This window comes from Novosphingobium sp. TCA1, assembly GCF_009811895.1.
GTDB lineage: Bacteria > Pseudomonadota > Alphaproteobacteria > Sphingomonadales > Sphingomonadaceae > Novosphingobium > Novosphingobium panipatense_A.
Window position 1 is genome coordinate 97,498 of the sequence record NZ_BLJH01000014.1, and the last position, 19,072, is coordinate 116,569.

Sequence of the window (19,072 nt, forward strand, 5' to 3'; positions counted from 1 at the left end):
ACCGCTGTCAGGTCTTCAGGCGCAAGGTCGCGTCAGGGCGCTCTGCTTCGGGGTGGGCTGTTCATTGCCAGCGGTCCCGGATCAAGTCCGGGACGACGTTATCGGTCTTGCAGCCCTTCACCCGCCCGCGCCACGGCGGCGGCGATGGCGCCGCGCGCTTGCGGGCTGTTGCGCCAGCAGGTGGCGCCCAGCGTCGCCGAAACCTCGGCGCAGATCGCATCGGGATCGCGCGCGGCGAGATCGGCGAAAGTGGCGATCCCCAGTTCCTCCAGTCGGGCGACCACCGTGGGCCCGACGCCCTTCACCGCCAGCAATGCCGCGCGTTCGTCCTTGCTGAAACCCGTCATACCAGCCCCAGTTTCGCAAGTTCTCGCGCCATGGCGGGCGGCATCGCATCGCCCGCCGTCTCGCCTTCGCCGAGATCGCGCGGGGCGTCCTTTTCGGCGAGGTAGCGCCAGCCCTGATGGGCGCGCTTGGGCTGGGTGACGACCGGGATCAGCGCGGGCGCGAGGCGGATATGCCAGCGGCCGTCCTCGCGTTGTTCGAAGCCCAGGATCGGCGAACGCCCGATCAGCGCATGTTCGTAGATCCAGTATAGCGAGCCGCCGACCATCTCCTCCTGCCGCTTGGGCAGGTAGCGGGTGGTCAGGCGGGCCTCGCCGACGTCCTCGTGGCTTTCCAGCCAGGCGCGCAGATCCGCCGGGCTCTCGGCGGAAAAGGCGATCTTGGTCATGTGCAGCGGCATGGGGGCTAAATAGGTATTGGGGGTTCAGCCCACCAGACCGGAAACCGTCGCGAGGCCCAGGAAGACGAGGAAGCCCATCGAATCCGTCGTCATCGTCACGAAGATGGACGAGGCGATGGCCGGGTCCGCCTTGAAGCGTTCCAGCGTCAGCGGCACGAAGACGCCCGCCATGCCCGCGATCAGGATGTTCGTCATCATCGCCATGGCAATGACCAGGCCAAGCGTCACGTTGCCGAAGATCAGGCTGACGACGATGCCGATCACGACGGCTACGGTGCAGCCGTTGAGCAGGGCGATCGACATCTCGCGCCGCACTGCGCGCCAGGCGTTGGAGGCGGTGAGCTGGTTGGTGGCGAGCGCGCGCACGGTGACGGCCAGCGTCTGCGTCCCGGCATTGCCGCCGAGGCCCGCGACGATCGGCATCAGCGTGGCCAGCGCCACCATCTTCGAGATCGTGCCCTCGAACATGGCGATCACCGAGGAGGCGAGGGTGGCGGTGAGCAGGTTGGCGATCAGCCAGCGCACGCGCGCGGAATAGGCGTCGCGGATCGGCTCGTTGATGTCGCCGTCGCCCGCGCCGGAGAGCAGCAGCGTATCCTCGCCCGCTTCTTCCTGAATGATGTGGACGATGTCGTCGACGGTGATCTGGCCGATCAGCCGCCCGTGATCATCGACCACGGCGGCGGAGATCAGCGCGTATTTCTGGAAGCGCAGCGCGACTTCTTCCTGGTCCATGTCGGCCGGGATCAGCGTCTGGTCGCGCGCCATCACGTCGTAGAGCGGGATGTTGCGCGGGGTGCGCAGGATCCACGAGAGCGCGCATGTGCCGATCGGGCGGTGCATCGGATCGACGATGAACACTTCCCAGAACTCGGTGGGCAGCTCGCGGTGCTCGCGCAGGAAATCGATGAGATCGCCGACGGTCATCGATTCGTGGACGGCCACGAAATCGCGGCTCATCAGGCGGCCCGCGGATTCCTCGGGATAGGACAGCGCCGTCTCGATGGCGGCGCGGTCTTCCGGCTCCATCTCGGCCAGGACGGCCTGCTGGTCTTCCTCGTCGAGGTCTTCCAGCATGGCGACGGCATCGTCGGTATCGAGCTGTTCGGCGATTTCCGCGACGACGTCGGCGGGCAGCGCCTCGACCAGGGCCTCGCGCACCCAGTCGTTCATCTCGGCGATGACTTCCACGCCCATCAGGTCGCGGATGGCGCGGGCGAGGCCGAGGCGTTCGTTCTCGTCGACCAGCTCGAACAAGTCGGCGATGTCGGCGGGGTGGAGCGGTTCGACAAGGTCGTAGACGCGCTCGAAGTCCTCCTCGTCCAGCGCGTCCTTCACGCTGCGGACGAATTCGGCCTTCAGGCGGTTGTCGTCGTCGAGGGATTCGGACTCGGGCACATCGAGACGCGCGGCGTCTTCCGCCTGTTCCGCCGGGTCGTGCTTGAGGTCCGTTTCGCTCATCCGGGCGGGTCTACGCAGCTATTTCGCGATTGCAACAGGGCGGCAAAAATTCGCCCGGCGTTTATCTCGGACGTCCCGGCGTGACATTGCCGCGCCAGTGCCTATATCGGGCGCCGATGCCCCACCGGCGCAGCCTTGCGCCGGCAGAAGGAGACTGCAATGGCTGACGAATACCTGACCCTCACGCTCGACACCGGCAACGGTGAAGGCGGCGACGTGAAGATCAAGCTGCGTTCCGACCTGGCCCCCGGCCACGTGGAGCGCATCAAGGAACTGACCGGCGAAGGCTTCTACGACGGCATCAAGTTCCACCGCGTGATCCCCGGCTTCATGGCGCAGGGCGGCTGCCCCAACGGCACCGGCATGGGCGGTTCGGACAAGCCCGACCTCCAGGCCGAATTCAATGCCGAGCCGCACGTGCGCGGCGTCTGCTCGATGGCCCGCACCAGCTATCCGCACTCGGCCAACAGCCAGTTCTTCATCTGCTTCGACGACGCCCGCTTCCTGGACAACCAGTACACCGTCTGGGGCCAGGTGGTCGAAGGCATGGAACTCGTGGACGCGCTGCCCAAGGGCGAGCCGCCGCGCGAGCCCGGCAAGATCGTCAAGGCGACCATTTCGGAAGGCTGATCCTTACCGAACGCCTGAAATGAGAAGGGGCGGCTCTGCAAGGAGCCGCCCTTTTTCGTTTGGCTTCAACGTCGTCCCGGACCTGATCCGGGACCGCTGTCGGTCCTTCAGGCGCAAGCTGGCGTCAGGGCGCCTTGGTTCGAGGTGGGCTTTTCATTGCCAGCGGTCCCGGATCAAGTCCGGGACGACGATGCGGATTGCGCTACTCCGCCTTGGCTTTCTCATCCTTCTCCAGTTGATCCTCGGACACGCCGAGCAGCTTGGCGAGGCGGACCTTTTCGCTCTTGGAAAGGTCGGCGTAAGCGCGGGGAGCGGGCAGGCTGGCGCTGGCGGCTTTCACTTTCTCGGCGATGGCGGGCATCTGCTCCATCAGCTTGGGCACGAAAGCCTGCATCTTCGACATGACTTCGGGCGACATCATGATGAGGTAGGAATCGGCGGCATAGGCCCTGCCGGTGGGCGTGGCGAAGAAGGCGTTGAGTTCGCCGAGCTGGGCGGCGCTGTACTTGCCCGCATAGGCCTGGGTCAGGCCGTCGCGCACTTCGGGTTCCACCTGGGTCATCAGCGGGATCATCTCGCCCATCATCGTGCGGGTGGAGATCTGCATGCGCTGCTTGAAGGCGGGATCGTAGATTTCCATGATCTCGGCCATGGAAGCCTCGCCCAGCTTCTCGGTATCGACGCCGCTGAGGCCTGCAAGCTGCCTCATCGGCAGTTTCATGGTGGAATCCATGATGGAGTCCATCATCTTGTCCAGCGTGCCGTTCATCAGGCGGGCGTAAGTGCCCAGGGGGAACACGTAGTCTACCGTCTGGCGCGCCGCCGCGATCCGGGCGGGGTCGGTGACGGGCGCCGTCGCGGCGGTGGTCGCAGCAGGCTCGGCGGCAAAGCCGGGCGTGGCCGAGGCGATAGCCGCCGCAGCGGCGGAAACGAATAATACGAAGCGCATGATGGAGCCCCCGGGCAGTCGGAAAAGTCGCGGGATCATACCGCGCGAAGTGCCGTCAGGGGAATGAAATCGCCCGTCATGTCGCAAAAGCGCCGTCCCCGCTTGCGCAAGGACGGCAGCCGGGCAGGACTAGAGCCCGGCTTGCAGCAGCCACTCGTGGAAAATGCGCACGGGGCGCGATTCCAGGGCCTTGGGCTTGCAGACGAACCAGTAGCGGTAGGGGCTTTCCACGTCGATGTCGAACAGCCGCGCCAGGCGGTTGTCGTGGCTGCGGCGGAAGTGATCGTCGTGCATGATCGCGATGCCCAGGCCCTGGGCCGCGGCTTCCAGCACGAGCTGGCCGGAATCGAAGCGGTCTACCGAGGCCGGTTCCAGCTTTTCCAGCCCGATCGCGCTCTTCCAGGCATCCAGGCTCTGCGGCAGGTCCTGGTGGATCAGGAACGTCTGCTTGGAGAGGATCGCCTCGTCGGGGACGGTGCCGATCTCTTCCGCCATCTCCTTCGAGGTGATGGCGTAGACCTTGTTGTGGTCGAGCTGGATGCGGTAATAGGCCGGATCCGGCTCGGGCGAGAGGATGATCGCGGCGTCCAGCGTGTCGCCCACGCGGTCTTCCAGATGGGCGCCGGTGTCGATGTCGATATGCAGGCGCGGGTGCAGCTTGCGCAGTTCCGGCAGTCGCGGGAACAGGCGCTGGCCGCCGAACAGCGAGGGCACGCCGAGGTGCAGGCGCAGCACCTGGCCGCGATCGATCTGCGATTCCACCGCTTCGGCCAGTTCTTCCAGCTTGGGACCGACCACGTTGTAGAAGGCCTGGCCTTCGTCGGTCAGCTTCATCGACTGGTGCTGGCGGGTGAACAGGCGCTTGCCGGTGAAGTCTTCCAGCGCGGCGACGCGGCGCGACAGCGCGGAAGGCGAGAGGGCCAGTTCGTTGGCGGCGGCCTTGGCCGAACCGAGGCGGACGACGCGAACGAAGGCTTCAAGCGCGCGCAGGGGGGGGAGTCGGCGTACTGGCAATGTCTCGTCTTTTCACTCGGGGTCCGGCGCCGCCGGCAGGTGGCGCCATGGGTTAATCGGTCTCTTCGGCCATTTCCGTGACCGGAGGATGGAGACGAAGCCGCGTGACGCGGCGCTCGTCGCCGTCGGTGACTTCGATGCGCCAGCCGCTGTCATGGTCAAGGACGGTGCCGACCGCGGGAACCTGCCCGGCCAGGACGAAGGCGAGGCCGCCCAGGGTGTCCACCGCTTCCTCGACTTCGGCGAGGCGCGGGTCGATCCGTTCTGCCACATCATCAAGCTCGACGCGGGCGTCGGCGTCCCAGATACCGTTCTCTTGCGAAATTAGCAACTCTTCGGGGGCGTCGTCGTGCTCGTCCTCGATGTTACCCACGATTTCCTCGACGAGGTCCTCGATCGTGATGATGCCGTCGGTGCCGCTGTACTCGTCGATCACCACCGCCAGATGGGTGCGCTGGGCGCGCATGTCGGCCAGCACGTCCAGCGCGCCGCGCGACTGGGGCACGTAGAGCGGCTGGCGCAGCAGGCTGGACCAGTCCTCGGGCGGCTGTTCGCCCCGCGCCAGCAGGGGGAACACGTCCTTGATGTGGATCATGCCCTTGATGGCGTCGAGCGAATCCCCGTAGACCGGCATGCGGCTGTGGCCGTGCTCGGCGAAGGCGTCCACCACTTCGGCCCAGCTGGCCGAGGCGGGGATCGCCACGATTTCGCTGCGGGGCACGGCGATATCGTCCGCATCGTGCTCGCTGAAGTGGAGCAGGTTGCGCAGCATCTGCCGCTCGATCGAGGAAAGATCGCCGCGGGCGAGGGCTTCTTCCTCGCCGTCGCCTTCATGTTCGTTGATGACGCCTTCGATCTGCGCGCGAAGCGACTGATCGCCGTCGTTCTGGAAAAGTCTCCGAAATACACGCCAGAGCGTGCCGGTACTGTCCCCGTCTCCCGAGCCGGACTCGGTGTGGCGGCCATTGTCGGCCATCGTCCTGTGTTACCCCTGTAAGGTTAAGTTCTGTCGCCATATGGGTCGGCAATGCCGATGAGGGCAAGAGCCTTTGTTTCAAGGGCCTCCATCGCCTCGGCATCCTCGTCCGAAATCTCGTGGTCCAGTCCGGCGAGGTGGAGCAGCCCGTGGACGATCAGGTGGCTGGCGTGATGCGCCACCGGCACGCCCTTTTCCTCGGCCTCGCGCGCGCAGGTCTCGAAAGCGAGGGCGAGATCGCCCAGCATCTCGGGCGGCCCGTCGGGCGCAAGATCGAGCAGGTCCGCGCGTTCGAGCATGGGGAAGGACAGCACGTTGGTGGGCTTGTCCTTGGCCCGCCATTCACGGTTGAGGACGTGGACTTCCGCGTCCGACGTGAACAGCAGGCTGGCGAGAAGGCGCGGGTTGTCCAGTTCCGGCGCCACCTGCACCAGCGCTTCCAGCGCGGCTTCGGCAAGGTCGGCCCAGTCGGTGGCGACCCCGTCGATGGAGGCGGGCCAGGGGGCTTCGATATCGATTTCGAGATCCATTCCCGGCCCCTTGGCGCAAAACCTCCCGAGAAGCTACTTCAGCCTTGCGCCTGATCCGCCTTTGGCGCCGAAGGATCGACGTAAGGCCCTTCATAAGCCTCGACGATGCGGCCGACGATCGGGTGGCGCACCACGTCCTGCACGGTGAAGCGGGTCACTTCGATGCCGTCCACGCCTTCCAGTCGGCTCACCGCGTCGGCCAACCCGCTCATGCGGTCGCCGCCGGGGATGTCGACCTGCCGGGGGTCGCCGCAGACGACCATGCGGCTGTTCTGGCCGAAGCGGGTGAGGAACATCTTCATCTGCTCGCGCGTGGTGTTCTGCGCTTCGTCGAGGATGACGAAAGCATCGGCCAGCGTGCGGCCGCGCATGAAGGCGATCGGCGCGATCTCGATCTCGCCGCTGGCGAGGCGGCGCTCCACCTGCTCGGGCGGCATGCAGTCGTAGAGCGCATCGTAGAGCGGGCGCAGGTAAGGGTCGACCTTGTCCTTCATGTCGCCGGGCAGGAAGCCCAGCTTTTCGCCCGCTTCCACGGCAGGGCGCGAGAGGATCAGGCGCTGGACCGATCCGGTCATGAGCTGGCTGACCGCCTGCGCCACCGCGAGGTAGGTCTTGCCGGTGCCTGCCGGGCCGAGCGCGAAGATCACGTCCGAGCGGGCCAGCGCGCGCATATATTCGATCTGGGTGGCCGAACGCGGCACGATCGTCTTGCGGCGGGTGCGGATCATGATCGGCGGGGCGCCGGTATCGCCGGAGATGATGCCCTCCAGCGTCGGTTCGGCCGACATGGCGATCAGCGATTCGACCGCACCGGCATCCAGGGCCTGGCCCTGCTCCAGCCGGTGATACATGCCCTTGAGCGTATCGCGCGCGCGGGCGACGGCGTCTTCGGGGCCTTCGATCTGGATCTTGTTGCCGCGCGCGGCAATGTAGACGCCGAGCCTGTTTTCGACCTGTACGAGATTGGAATCGAACTGGCCGAACAAGGCCCCCAGCAAAGTCTGTTCGTCGAACTCGACTTCGACACGCGCCCGGCGGTGTGCTTCGGGCCTGAACTGCGCCGTTTCACCGGCACGTGCTGCTTTGCGGGCCATGTGCTCCTTTCAGATGAGCATGCTTTCGTTCTGTCTCGAAGATGGCTCCGCGCATCGCGTCCTGCAAGATATCCCTATCCGAAAATTGCGCGCTTCACCGGGGATAACCGGGCGTTTCGGCGCGGTCTTCCGCGATTTGTCGCAGACTTGCGACGAACCTGAAATTTTCCTGCAAACAATATTTTAGGTCCGTTCAGCTTGCCTGGGGCAAACCTGAACCCACAGACCGACCAGAAGACTCCAAAACCTTCAGGTGCGATCGGTTCAAGGAGAAGCAACAATGCGCAAGTTCATCATGGCCGCCCTGGCAGCAATTCATCATGGCCGCCCTGGCAGCAAGCGTCATCATCCCCGCGGCGGCAGTGCCGACAATGGCTTCGGCGCAGAGCGCCCGCGAAGTCCGCGACAGTGCCCGCGACGTGCGCCGCGACCAGCATGACCTGCGTCAGGCCCAGCGCTACGGCGACCGCCGCGACGTCCGCGATGCCCGTCGCGACCTCAACAGTTCGCGCCGCGAACTGCGCGAGGACTGGCGCGACTATCGCCAGACCCATCGCGGCGACTTCCGCCGTCCCGCCTACCAGGGCCCGCGCGGCTATCGCTATCGCCCGGTCGCCGTCGGCTATCGTTTCCAGCCGGCCTACTACGGCAGCCGCTACTGGGTGAACGACTATGGCCGCTATCGCCTGCCCGCCCCGCGTTCCGGCCACCGCTGGGTTCGCTACGGCAATGACGTGGCCATGGTGAACATGCGTTCGGGCCGGGTCGTCACCGTCCACAACGGTTTCTTCTGGTAATAACCGCCACCGGCGCCCGAAACAGGGCGCCGGACGAGTCCCAGGCGGGTCGCAGGAGCATGATCCGTTCATGACGAACGGATCATGCTCCAACTTTTTTGAGTGCCGCATTTTCCGAGCCGTCAGGTGTCCACCTGACTTGAAAATGCTCAGGGGCCTTCGGCGCAAGCCGGAGGCCCTTTCTCGTGCGACGGACAGGGGTTGCGGCAATGATTGTCCAGCGGCTAGCCTCGCCCGCATGAGAAGCACTCCCCGCGCCCGGCTGCTGGCGCTCGCCCCGTTCTTCGCCCTCGGCCTTTCGCTGGCCGCCTGCAAGAAGGACGCCGCGCCGCCCGAGGCCACCGCCAGCGCCGAAGCGAGCGAGGAAGCCAGCCAGCCCGCACCGATGAGCGCCGAGGACTGGATCCGCGCCAACCACAAGGATGCGCTCTCCACCGATCTCGGCAAGCTGCAATATGCCACGGCGGAAACCGACCTCGACGGAGACGGCACGCCGGAAGTGCTGGTCTATCTCGGCGGCCCGATGTTCTGCGGGACGGGCGGCTGCAACCTGGTGGTGCTGAAGCGGCAGGACGGCGATCTCGTCCAGGTGAGCGAAACCACCGTGGTCCAGCTTCCGGTCGGCGTGCTGGACAGCACCTCGCACGGCTGGCGCGACCTTGCGGTCAGCGTTTCGGGCGGCGGCATGGCAGAAGGCGTCTCGCGCCTGCGCTTCACCGGCCGCGGCTATCCCGCCAATGCCAGCGTGGAAGTGAGCCCGGACGCGGCCCCGATCGCCAAGCCCCTGATCGCGGAAGACGCGGTAAAGCCGCTGGACTAAACGGGCGGCTGAACGGGAAACCGTTTTCCTACAACCCGGGGCGCGGGTTACTCTGCCGCCATGACCCAGCCCCGCACCCGCCGCCCCAATTCACGCTATCGCTGGACGAGAGCCAAGGCGCTCGCCTTTCTGGACCTGCTCTACCATGGCCGTTCGGTCGCGGCGGCGGCGCGGGAGGTGGGTATGAGCCGCCAGTCCGCCTATCGCCTGCGCGAAAGACTGGGCGCGGACTTCGCCGCCGTCTGGCGCGAGGCGCAGCGCAGCGGTGCGATCCGCCGCGCGGTGCTTCAAGAGGTATAAGGTGACACTTCCGGCACAAGGTGACGGTTTTGCCCCTGGACCGTATCAACCGTGTCAAGCGCGTGTCACCTTGCAGCCTGTTCCCCGCAGCCTGTTTCCCTTTGCCCGCACTTACGCTATCCGCGCGCGTCATGAGCGATAACCAGACCCTTTACGCCGCCTTCGCAGGCCACCTCAACGCCGCGCTCGATGCGCTCGAAGCAGCGGGCACGCTGCCCGGCGGGTTGAAGCGAAGCGCGATCACGGTCGAGCCGCCGCGCGATGCCTCGCACGGGGACCTCTCGACCAATGCGGCCATGGTCCTCTCCAAGCCCGCAGGCATGAAGCCGCGCGATCTGGCCGAAGCGCTGGTGGCGGAACTGTCGAAGCTCGAATCGGTGACTTCGGCCGAGATCGCCGGGCCGGGCTTCATCAACTTGCGCCTCTCGGCCGCGACCTGGATCGCCGAACTGCGCGCGATCGGCGCGCTGGGGTCAAACTATGGCCGCTCGGAGATGGGCGGCGGCACGACCGTCAACATCGAATATGTCTCGGCCAACCCGACCGGCCCGATGCACATGGGCCACTGCCGCGGCGCCGTGGTCGGCGATGCGCTGGCGACACTGCTGGAGTTCGCGGGCCACAAGGTCATCAAGGAATACTACGTCAACGATGCCGGTGCGCAGGTGCAGGTGCTCGCCCGCTCGGCCCATGTCCGCTACCGCGAGGCGCTGGGCGAGGCGGTCGGTTCGATCCCCGAAGGCCTCTATCCCGGCGAATACCTGATCCCGGTCGGCCAGCAGCTCGCCGACGAATTCGGCAGCAAGTACGTGGCGGCGCCCGAATCGGAATGGCTGACGCTGTTCCGCGAAAAGGCCGTTGCCGCCATGCTGGTGATGATCAAGCAGGACCTCGGCCTGCTGGGCATCCACCACGACCTGTTCTCCTCGGAAGCGGAGCTTCAGGCCTCGGGCAAGCCGGACGAGGCCGAAGCCTGGCTGCGCGCCAAAGGCCTCGTCTACGACGGCGTGCTCGAAGCGCCCAAGGGCAAGACGCCCGAGGACTGGGAGCCGGTGGAGCTGCCGCTGTTCAAGTCGACCGCGTTCGGCGACGATCAGGACCGCCCGATCAAGAAGTCGGACGGCACCTGGACCTACTTCGGCGCCGACCTCGCCTACCACTTCCAGAAGGCCCAGAGCGCCGACGCGCTGGTGGACATCTGGGGCGCGGACCACGCGGGCACGGTCAAGCGCATCAAGGCCGCCGTCGCCGCCATGACCGGCGCCGATGGAGAGCCGACCCCGTTCGAGATCAAGCTGGTCCAGATGGTCCAGCTGCTGCGCGACGGCGAGCCGGTGAAGATGTCCAAGCGTTCGGGCAACTTCGTCACGCTGGCCGAAGTCGTGACGGAAGTGGGCAAGGACGTGGTGCGCTTCACCATGCTGACCCGCAAGCCCGAAGCGCAGATGGACTTCGACTTCGCCAAGGTGGTGGAAGCCTCGAAGGACAACCCGGTGTTCTACGTGCAATACGCCAATGCCCGCGTCCACTCGACCTTGCGCAAGGGGCAGGCCGAGGGCGGCTTCACCCCCTCGGGCGAGCATCTGGAGCTGCTGGGCGAAGAGGAACTGGAACTGGTCAAGCTGGCCGCGCAGTTCCCCCGCATCGTCGAAGCCGCCGCCGCCGCGCGCGAGCCGCACCGCATCGCCTTCTTCCTCGGCGATGTCGCCGCCGCCTTCCACGGCTACTGGAATCTCGGCAACGACCGCGTCGAAAAGCGCTTCGTTAACGCTGCCGACGCTAACCTGACCGGCGCACGGCTTTTCCTGGCCGCGCAGATCGGGCAGCTTGTCCGCAATGGCCTCGCGCTGCTCGGCGTCGAGGCAGTGGAGGAAATGTAAGTCATGGCGAACTGGGGCCAGAATCAGGGAGGGGAACAGGACGGCCAGCGCCGGGGCTCCTTCCAGGACGATCTCGATACCGGGCTCGATACCGGCCGCTCGGGCGGGGCGTTCGAGGAGGCTCAGTCTTCCGGCAAGCTCGAACTCGGTGACGAGGACGTGCGCCTGCCCTGGCTCGAAGGCGAGGACGAGGAATTCGAGGACCAGCAGGGCGGCGGCTCCGGCCAGACCCTGCTGCTCGTCGCGCTGGCGATCGTCGCCGTTCTCGTGATCGTCGGCGGGATCTGGTGGGCGACCCGGCAGAAGTCCGAAGCCCCGCTGGTCGCCAGCGGCGGCGTGATCGAGGCACCCAAAGAGCCTTACAAGACCCGCCCGGAAAATCCCGGTGGCGACGTCGTGGCGGGCACGGGCGATACCAGCTATGCGGTTGCCGAAGGGCAGAGCCGCATGCCGCAGATCGGGCAGGAGGAAGCCCCGCCTGCGCCGCAGCCCGCGCCCAAGCCTTCGCCGAGCGCCAGTGCCAGCGCTCCCGCCAAGCCTGAGCCGGTCGTGACCGGCGTGGGCGTGCAGGTCGGCGCCTATACCTCCAAGCCTACCGCAGAAGCGGGCTGGAACGCCCTGAAGGTCCAGTATCCCGCACTCTCCGGCGTGAATCACCGCATCGTCGAGGGGCAGGCCGATATCGGCAAAGTCTACCGCCTCCAGGCCGTCCCCGGCGATCTCGCGGCGGCGCGGGCGCTGTGCAGCGGGATGAAGTCGGCCGGGCTGAGCTGTCAGGTCAAGCAGTAGGAAGGGGAAGGCAGGGGCCATCGCCCCTGCACTCCAGCTCCTTTCCACACTTCCCACCGCACGAAATCTTGCGAAAATCGCAGAATCCTGCGACCAAGCGCGATTATGACACCCGCCATCTTCGGCCTCTCCGGGCTGACCCTCAGCGCCGACGAGCGCGCGTTCTTTCGCGATGCCGATCCGGCCGGCTACATCCTGTTCGGCCGCAACGTGCAGGACCGCGCGCAGGTGCGCGCGCTGACGGACGCGCTTCGCGCGATCCACGGGCGCGAGCGGCTCTACATCACCATCGATCAGGAAGGCGGCCGCGTCGCGCGGATGAAGCCGCCGGTCTGGACCGCCTATCCGCCGGGCGGCGCGTTCGACAGGCTCTATGACCTTGCCCCCGCCAGCGCCATCGAGGCGGCGCGGGACAATGCCGAGGCGCTCGGGCACGACCTTGCCGAGGTGGGGATCACGGCCGATTGTCATCCGCCGCTCGACTTGCGCCACCCCGGCGCGCACGACATCGTCGGCGACCGCGCCTTCGGTGCCGATCCGATGCAGGTAGCCGCGCTCGGCCGGGCGGTGCTTCAGGGGCTCGCGCGGGCGGGTATCGTCGGCTGCATCAAGCATATCCCCGGCCACGGCCGCGCCATGGCGGACAGCCACAAGGAACTGCCGACCGTGGAGGCAGGCGAGGAAGAGCTGGAACGCGATATCGCGCCGTTCCGCACCCTCTGCGACACCCCCTTCGGCATGACCGCGCATGTGCGCTATACCGCATGGGATGCCGAAAACCCGGCGACCCTCTCGCCTTACGTGATCCGCGAGATCATTCGCGGACGCATCGGCTTCACCGGCCTGCTGATGACCGACGATCTCGACATGCAGGCGCTTTCCGGCAGCGTGCCGGAGCTTGCCGAACGGGCGGTCGCGGCGGGCTGCGACATCGCGCTCAACTGCTGGGCGAAGATGGACGACATGATCGGCATCGCCGAACGCCTGCCCGCGATGAGCGCGGAAGCCGCCGCGAAGCTGGACCGGGCACTGGCCTCGGTCGCAGAAGCTGGGGCCACGGGCACCCATGCCGAGCTGCTGGCCAAGCGCGATGCCCTGCTGGCGCTGGCGGGCTGACGATGAGCACGCCTACCGAGCTTCCCCTCGATCACGCCGCGGCGCAGGCCGTGTGGGAGGGCGAGGAGCGCGCCGAAGCCCGCAAGGAAGCGCTCTATCTGGAGATCGACGGCTGGGAAGGCCCGCTCGACCTGCTGCTGGACCTTGCCCGGCGCCAGAAAGTGGACTTGCGCCGGATCTCGATCCTCGAACTGGTGGCGGCCTACCTCAACTATATCGACGAGGCCGAGGCCCTGCGACTGGAGCTGGCGGCGGACTATCTGGTGATGGCGGCCTGGCTGGCCTATCTCAAGTCGGCGCTGCTGCTGCCCAAGGACGAGCAGGCCGATCCCAGTCCCGAGGAACTGGCCCTGCGCCTGCAACTGCGCCTGCAACGCCTCGGCGCGATGCGCGAGGCGGCGGCGCGGCTGATGGGCCGCAACCGGCTGGGCCGCGACGTCTTCCTGCGCGGTGCCCCGGAAGGGCTGCGGGTGGAGCGCAAGTCGGCCTGGCAATGCTCGTGGTACGATCTCGTGCGGGCCTATGGCGATGTGAAAGTGCGCAGCCAGCCGGTGGTCCACATGGTCCGCGAGCGGATGGTCATGACGCTCGACAGCGCGATCGCCCGCGTATCCTCGATGCTCGGCGTCTCGCTGGACTGGATGGACCTGCGCGATTTCCTGCCTGCCGCCAGCGAGAATTGGGCCAATCCGCAGCTTCGCCGCTCGGCGCTGGCCTCCAGCTTCGTCGCCGCACTCGAACTCGCGCGTACCGGCAAGGCCGAGATCGCGCAGGAGCAGACTTTCGGCCCGCTCCGCCTCAAGGCCTGTAGATAAAGATGACAGAACCGATGGACGACCTCCTGCGCGCCGTGGAGGCGACGCTGTTCGCCGCCGAACAGCCGCTGACGGTCGAGCAGATCTCGAACCACCTCGGCCAGGCCGACGTGCGCCCGGCGCTCGCGCGGCTTCGGGCCGATTACGAAGGGCGCGGCGTGCTGCTGGTGGAGCGCGGCAAGCGCTGGCATTTCGAGACGGCGCCCGATCTGGCCCATCTCCTGCGCCGCGAGAAGGAGGACGTGCGCCGTCTTTCCCGCGCGGCCACCGAAGTGCTGGCGATCGTCGCCTATCACGAGCCGGTCAGCCGCGCCGAGATCGAGGCGATCCGCGGGGTGCAGACGGCCAAGGGCACGCTCGACGTCTTGATGGAGGCGGGCTGGGTGCGCGTCGCCGGGCGCCGCGAAGTGCCGGGCCGCCCGGTCATCTACGCGACGACGCCCGATTTCCTGGCGCATTTCGGGCTGGGATCGCTGCGGGAACTGCCCGGGCTGGAGGAACTGCGCGCCGCGGGACTGCTCGATCCTGTGGATGACGAGATGATCGAAACCGCCCTGCGCCCCGGAAATGTCCCGGATGAGGAGGTCGAAACCCCGGAAGACCCCGAGGATGACGACCTCTTCGCGGAACATGACCGCCAGGCAACCGTGATGGGTCAGAATAATGACGGACTGGCAAGTTCGCGGTAAAGTGCCTAGATGGGCCTTATGCGATCGGAATCGGTCGCACGGTTTTTGGAGTTGAGGTTATGGGTAGCTTCTCGATCTGGCACTGGATGATCGTTCTGGTGATCGTGCTCGTGCTGTTCGGACGCGGCCGCGTGTCGGAAATCATGGGTGACTTCGGCAAGGGCATCAAGAGCTTCAAGCAGGGCATGAACGAGGAAGAGAACAAGGCATCTTCTTCGTCTTCGTCCTCCGCTTCGGCCCCGCAGATCACCGCCCAGCAGGGCGACGCTTCCGTCGCGAGCCCGGCGAAGGCCGAAAGCAAGACCGAACAGTCGTAAGAACGCGCAGGACCGGCGCCCGCGATGTTCGACATCGGTGCTTCAGAACTTCTGATGATCGTCATCGTGGCGGTCGTCGTCATCGGCCCGAAGGATATGCCTTTGGCGATGCGGACGGCCGGGCGATGGATCGGCAAGATGCGCAAGATCTCCGGCCACTTCCGCGCCGGCATCGACGCCATGGTGCGCGAGGCCGAGCTGGAGGAAATGGAACGCAAGTGGCGAGAGCAGAACGAGGCCATCATGAAGGCCAATCCTGTCCTGCCCGACCTCAACCAGATGGGCGCACCGACCGGTTCGGACGTCGCCTCGGTGGATTCCGCAGCTGCGCAGGTCGAAACCGCGCCGGCTGCCGAAGGTGAGGTCGCGTCTTCGACAAAGCCAGCCACGCAGCCGTCCTCTCAGGCCGAACTGCACCTTCCGCCGCCGCCGCTCTGATCGCTCAGACCTGATTTTTCCGGCCGGAGCCCTCCGGCCCAGATAGAAGCCGCAAGATGCAGCCTTTCCGCATTGCAGACATCGACGACACGCAGGCGCCGCTGCTCGATCACCTGATCGAGCTGCGCACCCGCCTCCTGCGTGCCTTCCTGGCCTTCGCGGTGGCGTTCGGCATCTGCTTCTACTTTTCCGGCGACATCTTCTCCTTCCTGGTCCGCCCACTGACCGAGGCCTTTCCGCCCGGACAGGGCAAGCTGATCTACACCAAGCTCTACGAAGCCTTCTTCGTGGAAGTGAAGATCGCGCTCTTCGCGGCGTTTTTCATCAGCTTCCCGGTCATCGCCAACCAGATCTGGGCCTTCGTGGCGCCGGGGCTCTACGCCAAGGAGAAGAAGGCGTTCCTGCCGTTCCTGGTGGCGACGCCGATCCTCTTCACGATGGGCGCGGCGCTGGCCTATTACGTCGTCATGCCCACCGCCTTCCACTTCTTCCTTGGGTTCGAAGGGCAGAAGGGCGGCCTGAAGCTGGAAGCGCTGCCCGGCACGGGAGACTATCTGGCGCTGGTCATGCAGTTCATCCTGGCCTTCGGCATCAGCTTCCTGCTGCCGGTGCTGCTGATGCTGCTCAACCGCGCGGGCATCATTACCCGGGCGCAGTGCGTGAGCGCCCGTCGCTATGCGATCGTCGGCATCTTCATCATCGCCGCCGTGGCGACTCCGCCCGACGTCGTCTCGCAGCTGCTCCTCGCCGTGCCGCTGCTGGCGCTCTACGAGGGCACCTTGCTGTTCATGTGGTTCACCGAAAAGCGTGACGCGCGCGGAAAAGCCGCCGAGGAAGCCGCCGCACCGGCCGAGAACGGTACGCCTGTCGCCTGAAATGGCCTGAGGAGGGAAACGGCAGGGCGGTTGCGCGCCTGCCGTTCCAGACGGGCTCTTAGAGTCTGTCTGGAAAATGCCCCGTAAGGGCATTTTCTTGCGGCACCAGCCCACGCCCCCACCCTACCACCCAACGATAGTATCCTGCGGGTGGTAGGGTGGGGGCGTGGGCTGGTGCCGCGAAATTCGCATTCCGCGAATTTCCAAACCAGCTCCTTTAGCGGCCTTCCTTGGGGACCGCGCGGTCCTTCGATGCCGACCAGGCCAGCTTTCCGCCGATCCAGGTTTCCAGCACTTGCGTCGCCCGCAGCTTGTCGGGCGCGGCCAGCATCGGATCGGCATCCACGAATAGAAAATCCGCCCGGTAACCCTTGGCGATGCGGCCGAGACGGTCCTCCGCGAACATCGCGTAAGCCGCGCCGGTCGTATAGGCCGAGAGCGCGGCTTCGCGGCTCAGGGCTTCCTGCGGCTGCCAGCCGTTGAAGGGCTGGCCGTCCGCGCCCTGGCGGGTGATGGCGACGGCCAGGCCGAGGAAGGGCTGCGCGGGCTCCACTGGCGTGTCGGACCCGAAGGCGAGCTTCGCGCCGGTGGCCGCGATCGACTTCCAGGCATAGGCACCGGCAAGGCGGCCGGGGCCGAGGCGGGCTTCCGCCATCGTCCGGTCCGACGCTTCGTGCTGCGGCTGCATCGAGGCGATCGTGCCGAACTTGCCGAACCGCGGCAGGTCAGCCGGATCGACGATCTGCGCATGCTCGATCCGCCAGCGCCGGTCGCCCTTGTAGGTGGCGGAGAGTTCCTCGATCGAATCGAGTACGGCGGCATTGGCCTGATCGCCGATGGCGTGGACCGCGACCTGGAAATTGTCCATCGCCGCGCGGCTCATCAGATTGCTGAGCTGGGTCTCGTTCATGCGCGGCAAACCGCGCGTGCCGGGGGCATCGGCGTAAGGCTGCTTGAGCCAGGCCCCGCGCGAACCGAGCGCGCCGTCGAGATAGAGCTTCACCCCGTTCATCTTGAGATGATCGTCGTAGAGCCAGGGCGTGGGGCGCGGGCCGCCGATCAGCATCATGTTGTCGATGCCGTCGGCATAGGTGACGATGCGGATGCGCAGGCGCCCGGCATCGGCGGCGCGGCGCATGGATTGCCAGTCCTCGATGGAGGTGCCCATGTCCGCGATGGTGGTGACGCCCTGTGCCAGCAGCGCCAGCTGCGCCTCGCCCAGCGCGGTGTCGCGATCTTCGGGGCGGGGCCTGGGCATCTTCGCCTCGACCAGTGCCATGGCGCCGTCCACGAAGACGCCGGAGGGCTGCTTCGCGCCTGCCGTGCGCAGGATCTCGCCGCCGGGCGGATTGGCGGTGGTCGCCGTGATCCCCGCGGCGGCGATGGCGGCGGAGTTCGCCCAACCGGCATGACCGTCCACGCGGGTGAGCCAGGCGGGCTTGCCGCCGGTCGCGCCGTCCAGTTCGGCGGCGGTGGGCATGCGGTCCAGCCCCCATTGCACCTGGTTCCAGCCGCTGCCCAGGATCCACGGCGCGTCCGGGTGCGCGGCGGCCCATGCGGCAATGCGCGAGAGCGCCTCGTCCAGCGTCTTGGCCATGGACAGGTCCAGCGTCATTTTCGCAAAGCCCGTGCCCATGACATGGCCGTGCCCGTCGATCATGCCCGGCACGACCGCGCGGCCCTTGCCGTCCACCTGATAGTCGACTTTCTTGGGGCGCTTGTCGCCATGCCGGTAGACTTCGGCGATGCGTCCTTCGCCGTCGATCAGGAAACCTTCGAAGCGTTCGACGCCGCCCTTGCCGTCTGCCGTGACGCCGTCGACATTGTCCACGAGCACGTCGGCAAAGGCGCTGGGCGCCAGGGCGGGACTTGCCGCGATGGCGGTGGAAGCGAGCAGCAGCGCGAAGGCTGCGCCTGTCCTTGAATTCACTTGATACCCTTCTTCGGGAGACGCTTGATGATGGCGCTGGTGTCGAGGCGGCCGCCGCCCAGCGCCTGGATATCGGCGAAGAACTGGTCGATCAGCGCGGCGACGGGCAGCGAAACGCCCAGCCCGCGCCCTTCGTCCAGGCTGAGGCCCAGGTCCTTGCGCATCCAGTCGATGGCGAAGCCGAAGTCGAACTTGTCCTCGTTCATCGTCTGCCAGCGGTTGTCCATCTGCCACGACTGCGCCGCGCCGCCGGAAATCGCCTCGTAGACCTTTTCCATGTCGAGGTGGGACGCCTGGGCGAAGCGCACCGCTTCGGCCAGGGCGGCGACGTTCCCGGCGATGCAGATCTGGTTGGCCATCTTGGCGATCTGGCCCGAACCCGCCTTGCCGACATGGACGATGCGGCTGGAATAGGCCTCCATCACCGGATGCGCGGCCTCTATCGCCTCGTCCCGGCCGCCGCACATCAGGGTGAGCGTGCCCTTTTCCGCGCCGATCTGCGAACCGGTCATCGGGGCATCGACGCAGTGGATGCGAAGGTCCCGCGCCTCGACCGAGATCTGGCGGGCGATGCGCGCCGAAACGGTGGTGTGGTCGATGAAGACGCCGCCCTTCTTCAGCATGCGGAACACGCCGTTGGGGCCGAGCACGACTTCGGAGAGATCGTCGTCGTTGCCGACGCAGGTGATCACCACATCGGCGTCCTGCGCCGCATGCGCCGGGTTGGCGGCGATGCGGTGGGCAAGGCCGGGGTTGTCCTGCGACCACTTGTGCGCCCGCTCCGGCGAGCGATTGAAGATGGTGAGTTCGTGGCCCGCCAGCGCGATATGGCGCGCGATCGCGCCGCCCATGACACCCAGGCCGATGAAGGAAACCTTGCGTTTTTCGCTCATGGCAACCGTTCTAG

The 19,072-nt window shown here is 66.6% G+C and carries 22 protein-coding genes; 12 read left to right on the plus strand and 10 right to left on the minus strand.

The annotated features are described in order from the left end of the window. Positions 1 to 98 precede the first annotated feature (98 nt). From NTCA1_RS16315 to mgtE, 3 genes are read right to left on the minus strand one after another with little or no spacing between them, the layout of a single operon-like run. Positions 99 to 347 (minus strand): helix-hairpin-helix domain-containing protein, encoded by a 249-nt coding sequence (locus NTCA1_RS16315; protein ID WP_133084819.1) that lies wholly within the window; start codon positions 345 to 347, stop codon positions 99 to 101. After that, a complete protein-coding gene (locus NTCA1_RS16320; protein WP_133084818.1) occupies positions 344 to 745 on the minus strand; it encodes a DUF1489 family protein in 402 nt (133 codons plus the stop codon). Before NTCA1_RS16320 ends, NTCA1_RS16315 begins: the two co-directional genes overlap by 4 nt. A 24-nt stretch (positions 746 to 769) precedes the next feature. Continuing rightward, a complete protein-coding gene (gene mgtE, locus NTCA1_RS16325; RefSeq protein WP_133084817.1) occupies positions 770 to 2,206 on the minus strand; it encodes a magnesium transporter in 1,437 nt (478 codons plus the stop codon). A 159-nt stretch (positions 2,207 to 2,365) separates the two neighbouring features. Here mgtE and NTCA1_RS16330 point away from each other — a divergent pair, with 159 nt between their 5' ends. Further along, positions 2,366 to 2,836, plus strand: a complete 471-nt coding sequence (locus NTCA1_RS16330) for a peptidylprolyl isomerase (protein WP_133084816.1) — start codon at positions 2,366 to 2,368, stop codon at positions 2,834 to 2,836. Between the two features lie 202 nt (positions 2,837 to 3,038). Here the strand turns inward: NTCA1_RS16330 and NTCA1_RS16335 are convergent, their stop codons facing one another. The 5 genes from NTCA1_RS16335 to NTCA1_RS16355 form a co-directional block, all read right to left on the minus strand. Then, a complete protein-coding gene (locus NTCA1_RS16335; protein WP_133084815.1) occupies positions 3,039 to 3,785 on the minus strand; it encodes a DUF2059 domain-containing protein in 747 nt (248 codons plus the stop codon). Between the two features lie 129 nt (positions 3,786 to 3,914). Further along, positions 3,915 to 4,799, minus strand: a complete 885-nt coding sequence (locus NTCA1_RS16340; protein WP_086493035.1) for a LysR substrate-binding domain-containing protein — start codon at positions 4,797 to 4,799, stop codon at positions 3,915 to 3,917. Between the two features lie 52 nt (positions 4,800 to 4,851). Beyond that, on the minus strand, positions 4,852 to 5,775 hold the full coding sequence (locus tag NTCA1_RS16345) for a hemolysin family protein (protein WP_086493036.1): 924 nt from the start codon (positions 5,773 to 5,775) through the stop codon (positions 4,852 to 4,854). A gap of 23 nt (positions 5,776 to 5,798) precedes the next feature. Beyond that, positions 5,799 to 6,305, minus strand: coding sequence for an rRNA maturation RNase YbeY (gene ybeY, locus NTCA1_RS16350; RefSeq protein WP_133084814.1), 507 nt, complete (start codon positions 6,303 to 6,305; stop codon positions 5,799 to 5,801). A gap of 38 nt (positions 6,306 to 6,343) precedes the next feature. Next, the gene (locus tag NTCA1_RS16355) at positions 6,344 to 7,399 is read right to left on the minus strand and encodes a PhoH family protein (protein WP_133084813.1); all 1,056 of its coding nucleotides are present in this window, start codon (positions 7,397 to 7,399) and stop codon (positions 6,344 to 6,346) included. A 320-nt stretch (positions 7,400 to 7,719) separates the two neighbouring features. Between NTCA1_RS16355 and NTCA1_RS16360 the strand changes: the two genes are divergently transcribed. The 11 genes from NTCA1_RS16360 (at position 7,720) to tatC (ending at position 16,235) form a co-directional block, all read left to right on the plus strand. Then, entirely contained in the window at positions 7,720 to 8,196 is a 477-nt protein-coding gene (locus tag NTCA1_RS16360) for an RcnB family protein (protein ID WP_133084812.1), read from the plus strand. A gap of 238 nt (positions 8,197 to 8,434) precedes the next feature. Then, positions 8,435 to 9,016: a hypothetical protein gene (locus NTCA1_RS16365; protein WP_133084811.1), complete on the plus strand. Its 582-nt coding sequence runs from the start codon at positions 8,435 to 8,437 to the stop codon at positions 9,014 to 9,016. A gap of 60 nt (positions 9,017 to 9,076) precedes the next feature. After that, positions 9,077 to 9,316, plus strand: a complete 240-nt coding sequence (locus NTCA1_RS16370; RefSeq protein ID WP_133084810.1) for a helix-turn-helix domain-containing protein — start codon at positions 9,077 to 9,079, stop codon at positions 9,314 to 9,316. Positions 9,317 to 9,447: 131 nt separating this feature from the next. Beyond that, a complete protein-coding gene (gene argS / locus NTCA1_RS16375; protein WP_133084809.1) occupies positions 9,448 to 11,196 on the plus strand; it encodes an arginine--tRNA ligase in 1,749 nt (582 codons plus the stop codon). Between the two features lie 3 nt (positions 11,197 to 11,199). Further along, complete coding sequence (locus tag NTCA1_RS16380; protein WP_133084808.1) at positions 11,200 to 11,985, plus strand: SPOR domain-containing protein; 786 nt, start codon at positions 11,200 to 11,202, stop codon at positions 11,983 to 11,985. Positions 11,986 to 12,090: 105 nt separating this feature from the next. Beyond that, positions 12,091 to 13,101, plus strand: coding sequence for a beta-N-acetylhexosaminidase (nagZ, locus tag NTCA1_RS16385; RefSeq protein WP_133084807.1), 1,011 nt, complete (start codon positions 12,091 to 12,093; stop codon positions 13,099 to 13,101). A gap of 2 nt (positions 13,102 to 13,103) precedes the next feature. Then, on the plus strand, positions 13,104 to 13,916 hold the full coding sequence (locus NTCA1_RS16390; protein WP_133084806.1) for a ScpA family protein: 813 nt from the start codon (positions 13,104 to 13,106) through the stop codon (positions 13,914 to 13,916). A gap of 2 nt (positions 13,917 to 13,918) precedes the next feature. Beyond that, positions 13,919 to 14,605 carry an SMC-Scp complex subunit ScpB gene (gene scpB, locus NTCA1_RS16395; protein WP_133084805.1) on the plus strand — a complete coding sequence of 229 codons (687 nt, stop codon included), beginning with the start codon at positions 13,919 to 13,921 and terminating at the stop codon, positions 14,603 to 14,605. A gap of 59 nt (positions 14,606 to 14,664) precedes the next feature. Beyond that, on the plus strand, positions 14,665 to 14,922 hold the full coding sequence (locus tag NTCA1_RS16400; RefSeq protein ID WP_086493048.1) for a twin-arginine translocase TatA/TatE family subunit: 258 nt from the start codon (positions 14,665 to 14,667) through the stop codon (positions 14,920 to 14,922). A 24-nt stretch (positions 14,923 to 14,946) separates the two neighbouring features. Then, positions 14,947 to 15,360, plus strand: a complete 414-nt coding sequence (gene tatB, locus NTCA1_RS16405) for a Sec-independent protein translocase protein TatB (protein ID WP_133084804.1) — start codon at positions 14,947 to 14,949, stop codon at positions 15,358 to 15,360. Between the two features lie 56 nt (positions 15,361 to 15,416). Then, positions 15,417 to 16,235 carry a twin-arginine translocase subunit TatC gene (gene tatC, locus NTCA1_RS16410; RefSeq protein WP_086493050.1) on the plus strand — a complete coding sequence of 273 codons (819 nt, stop codon included), beginning with the start codon at positions 15,417 to 15,419 and terminating at the stop codon, positions 16,233 to 16,235. A gap of 217 nt (positions 16,236 to 16,452) precedes the next feature. On the opposite strand, the gene NTCA1_RS16415 is transcribed toward tatC, so the two are convergent. Both NTCA1_RS16415 and NTCA1_RS16420 read right to left on the minus strand, forming a co-directional pair. Further along, the gene (locus NTCA1_RS16415; RefSeq protein ID WP_374705195.1) at positions 16,453 to 18,135 is read right to left on the minus strand and encodes an amidohydrolase; all 1,683 of its coding nucleotides are present in this window, start codon (positions 18,133 to 18,135) and stop codon (positions 16,453 to 16,455) included. Positions 18,136 to 18,161: 26 nt separating this feature from the next. Next, positions 18,162 to 19,058 (minus strand): NAD(P)-dependent oxidoreductase, encoded by an 897-nt coding sequence (locus NTCA1_RS16420; RefSeq protein ID WP_133084803.1) that lies wholly within the window; start codon positions 19,056 to 19,058, stop codon positions 18,162 to 18,164. Positions 19,059 to 19,072: the final 14 nt, after the last annotated feature.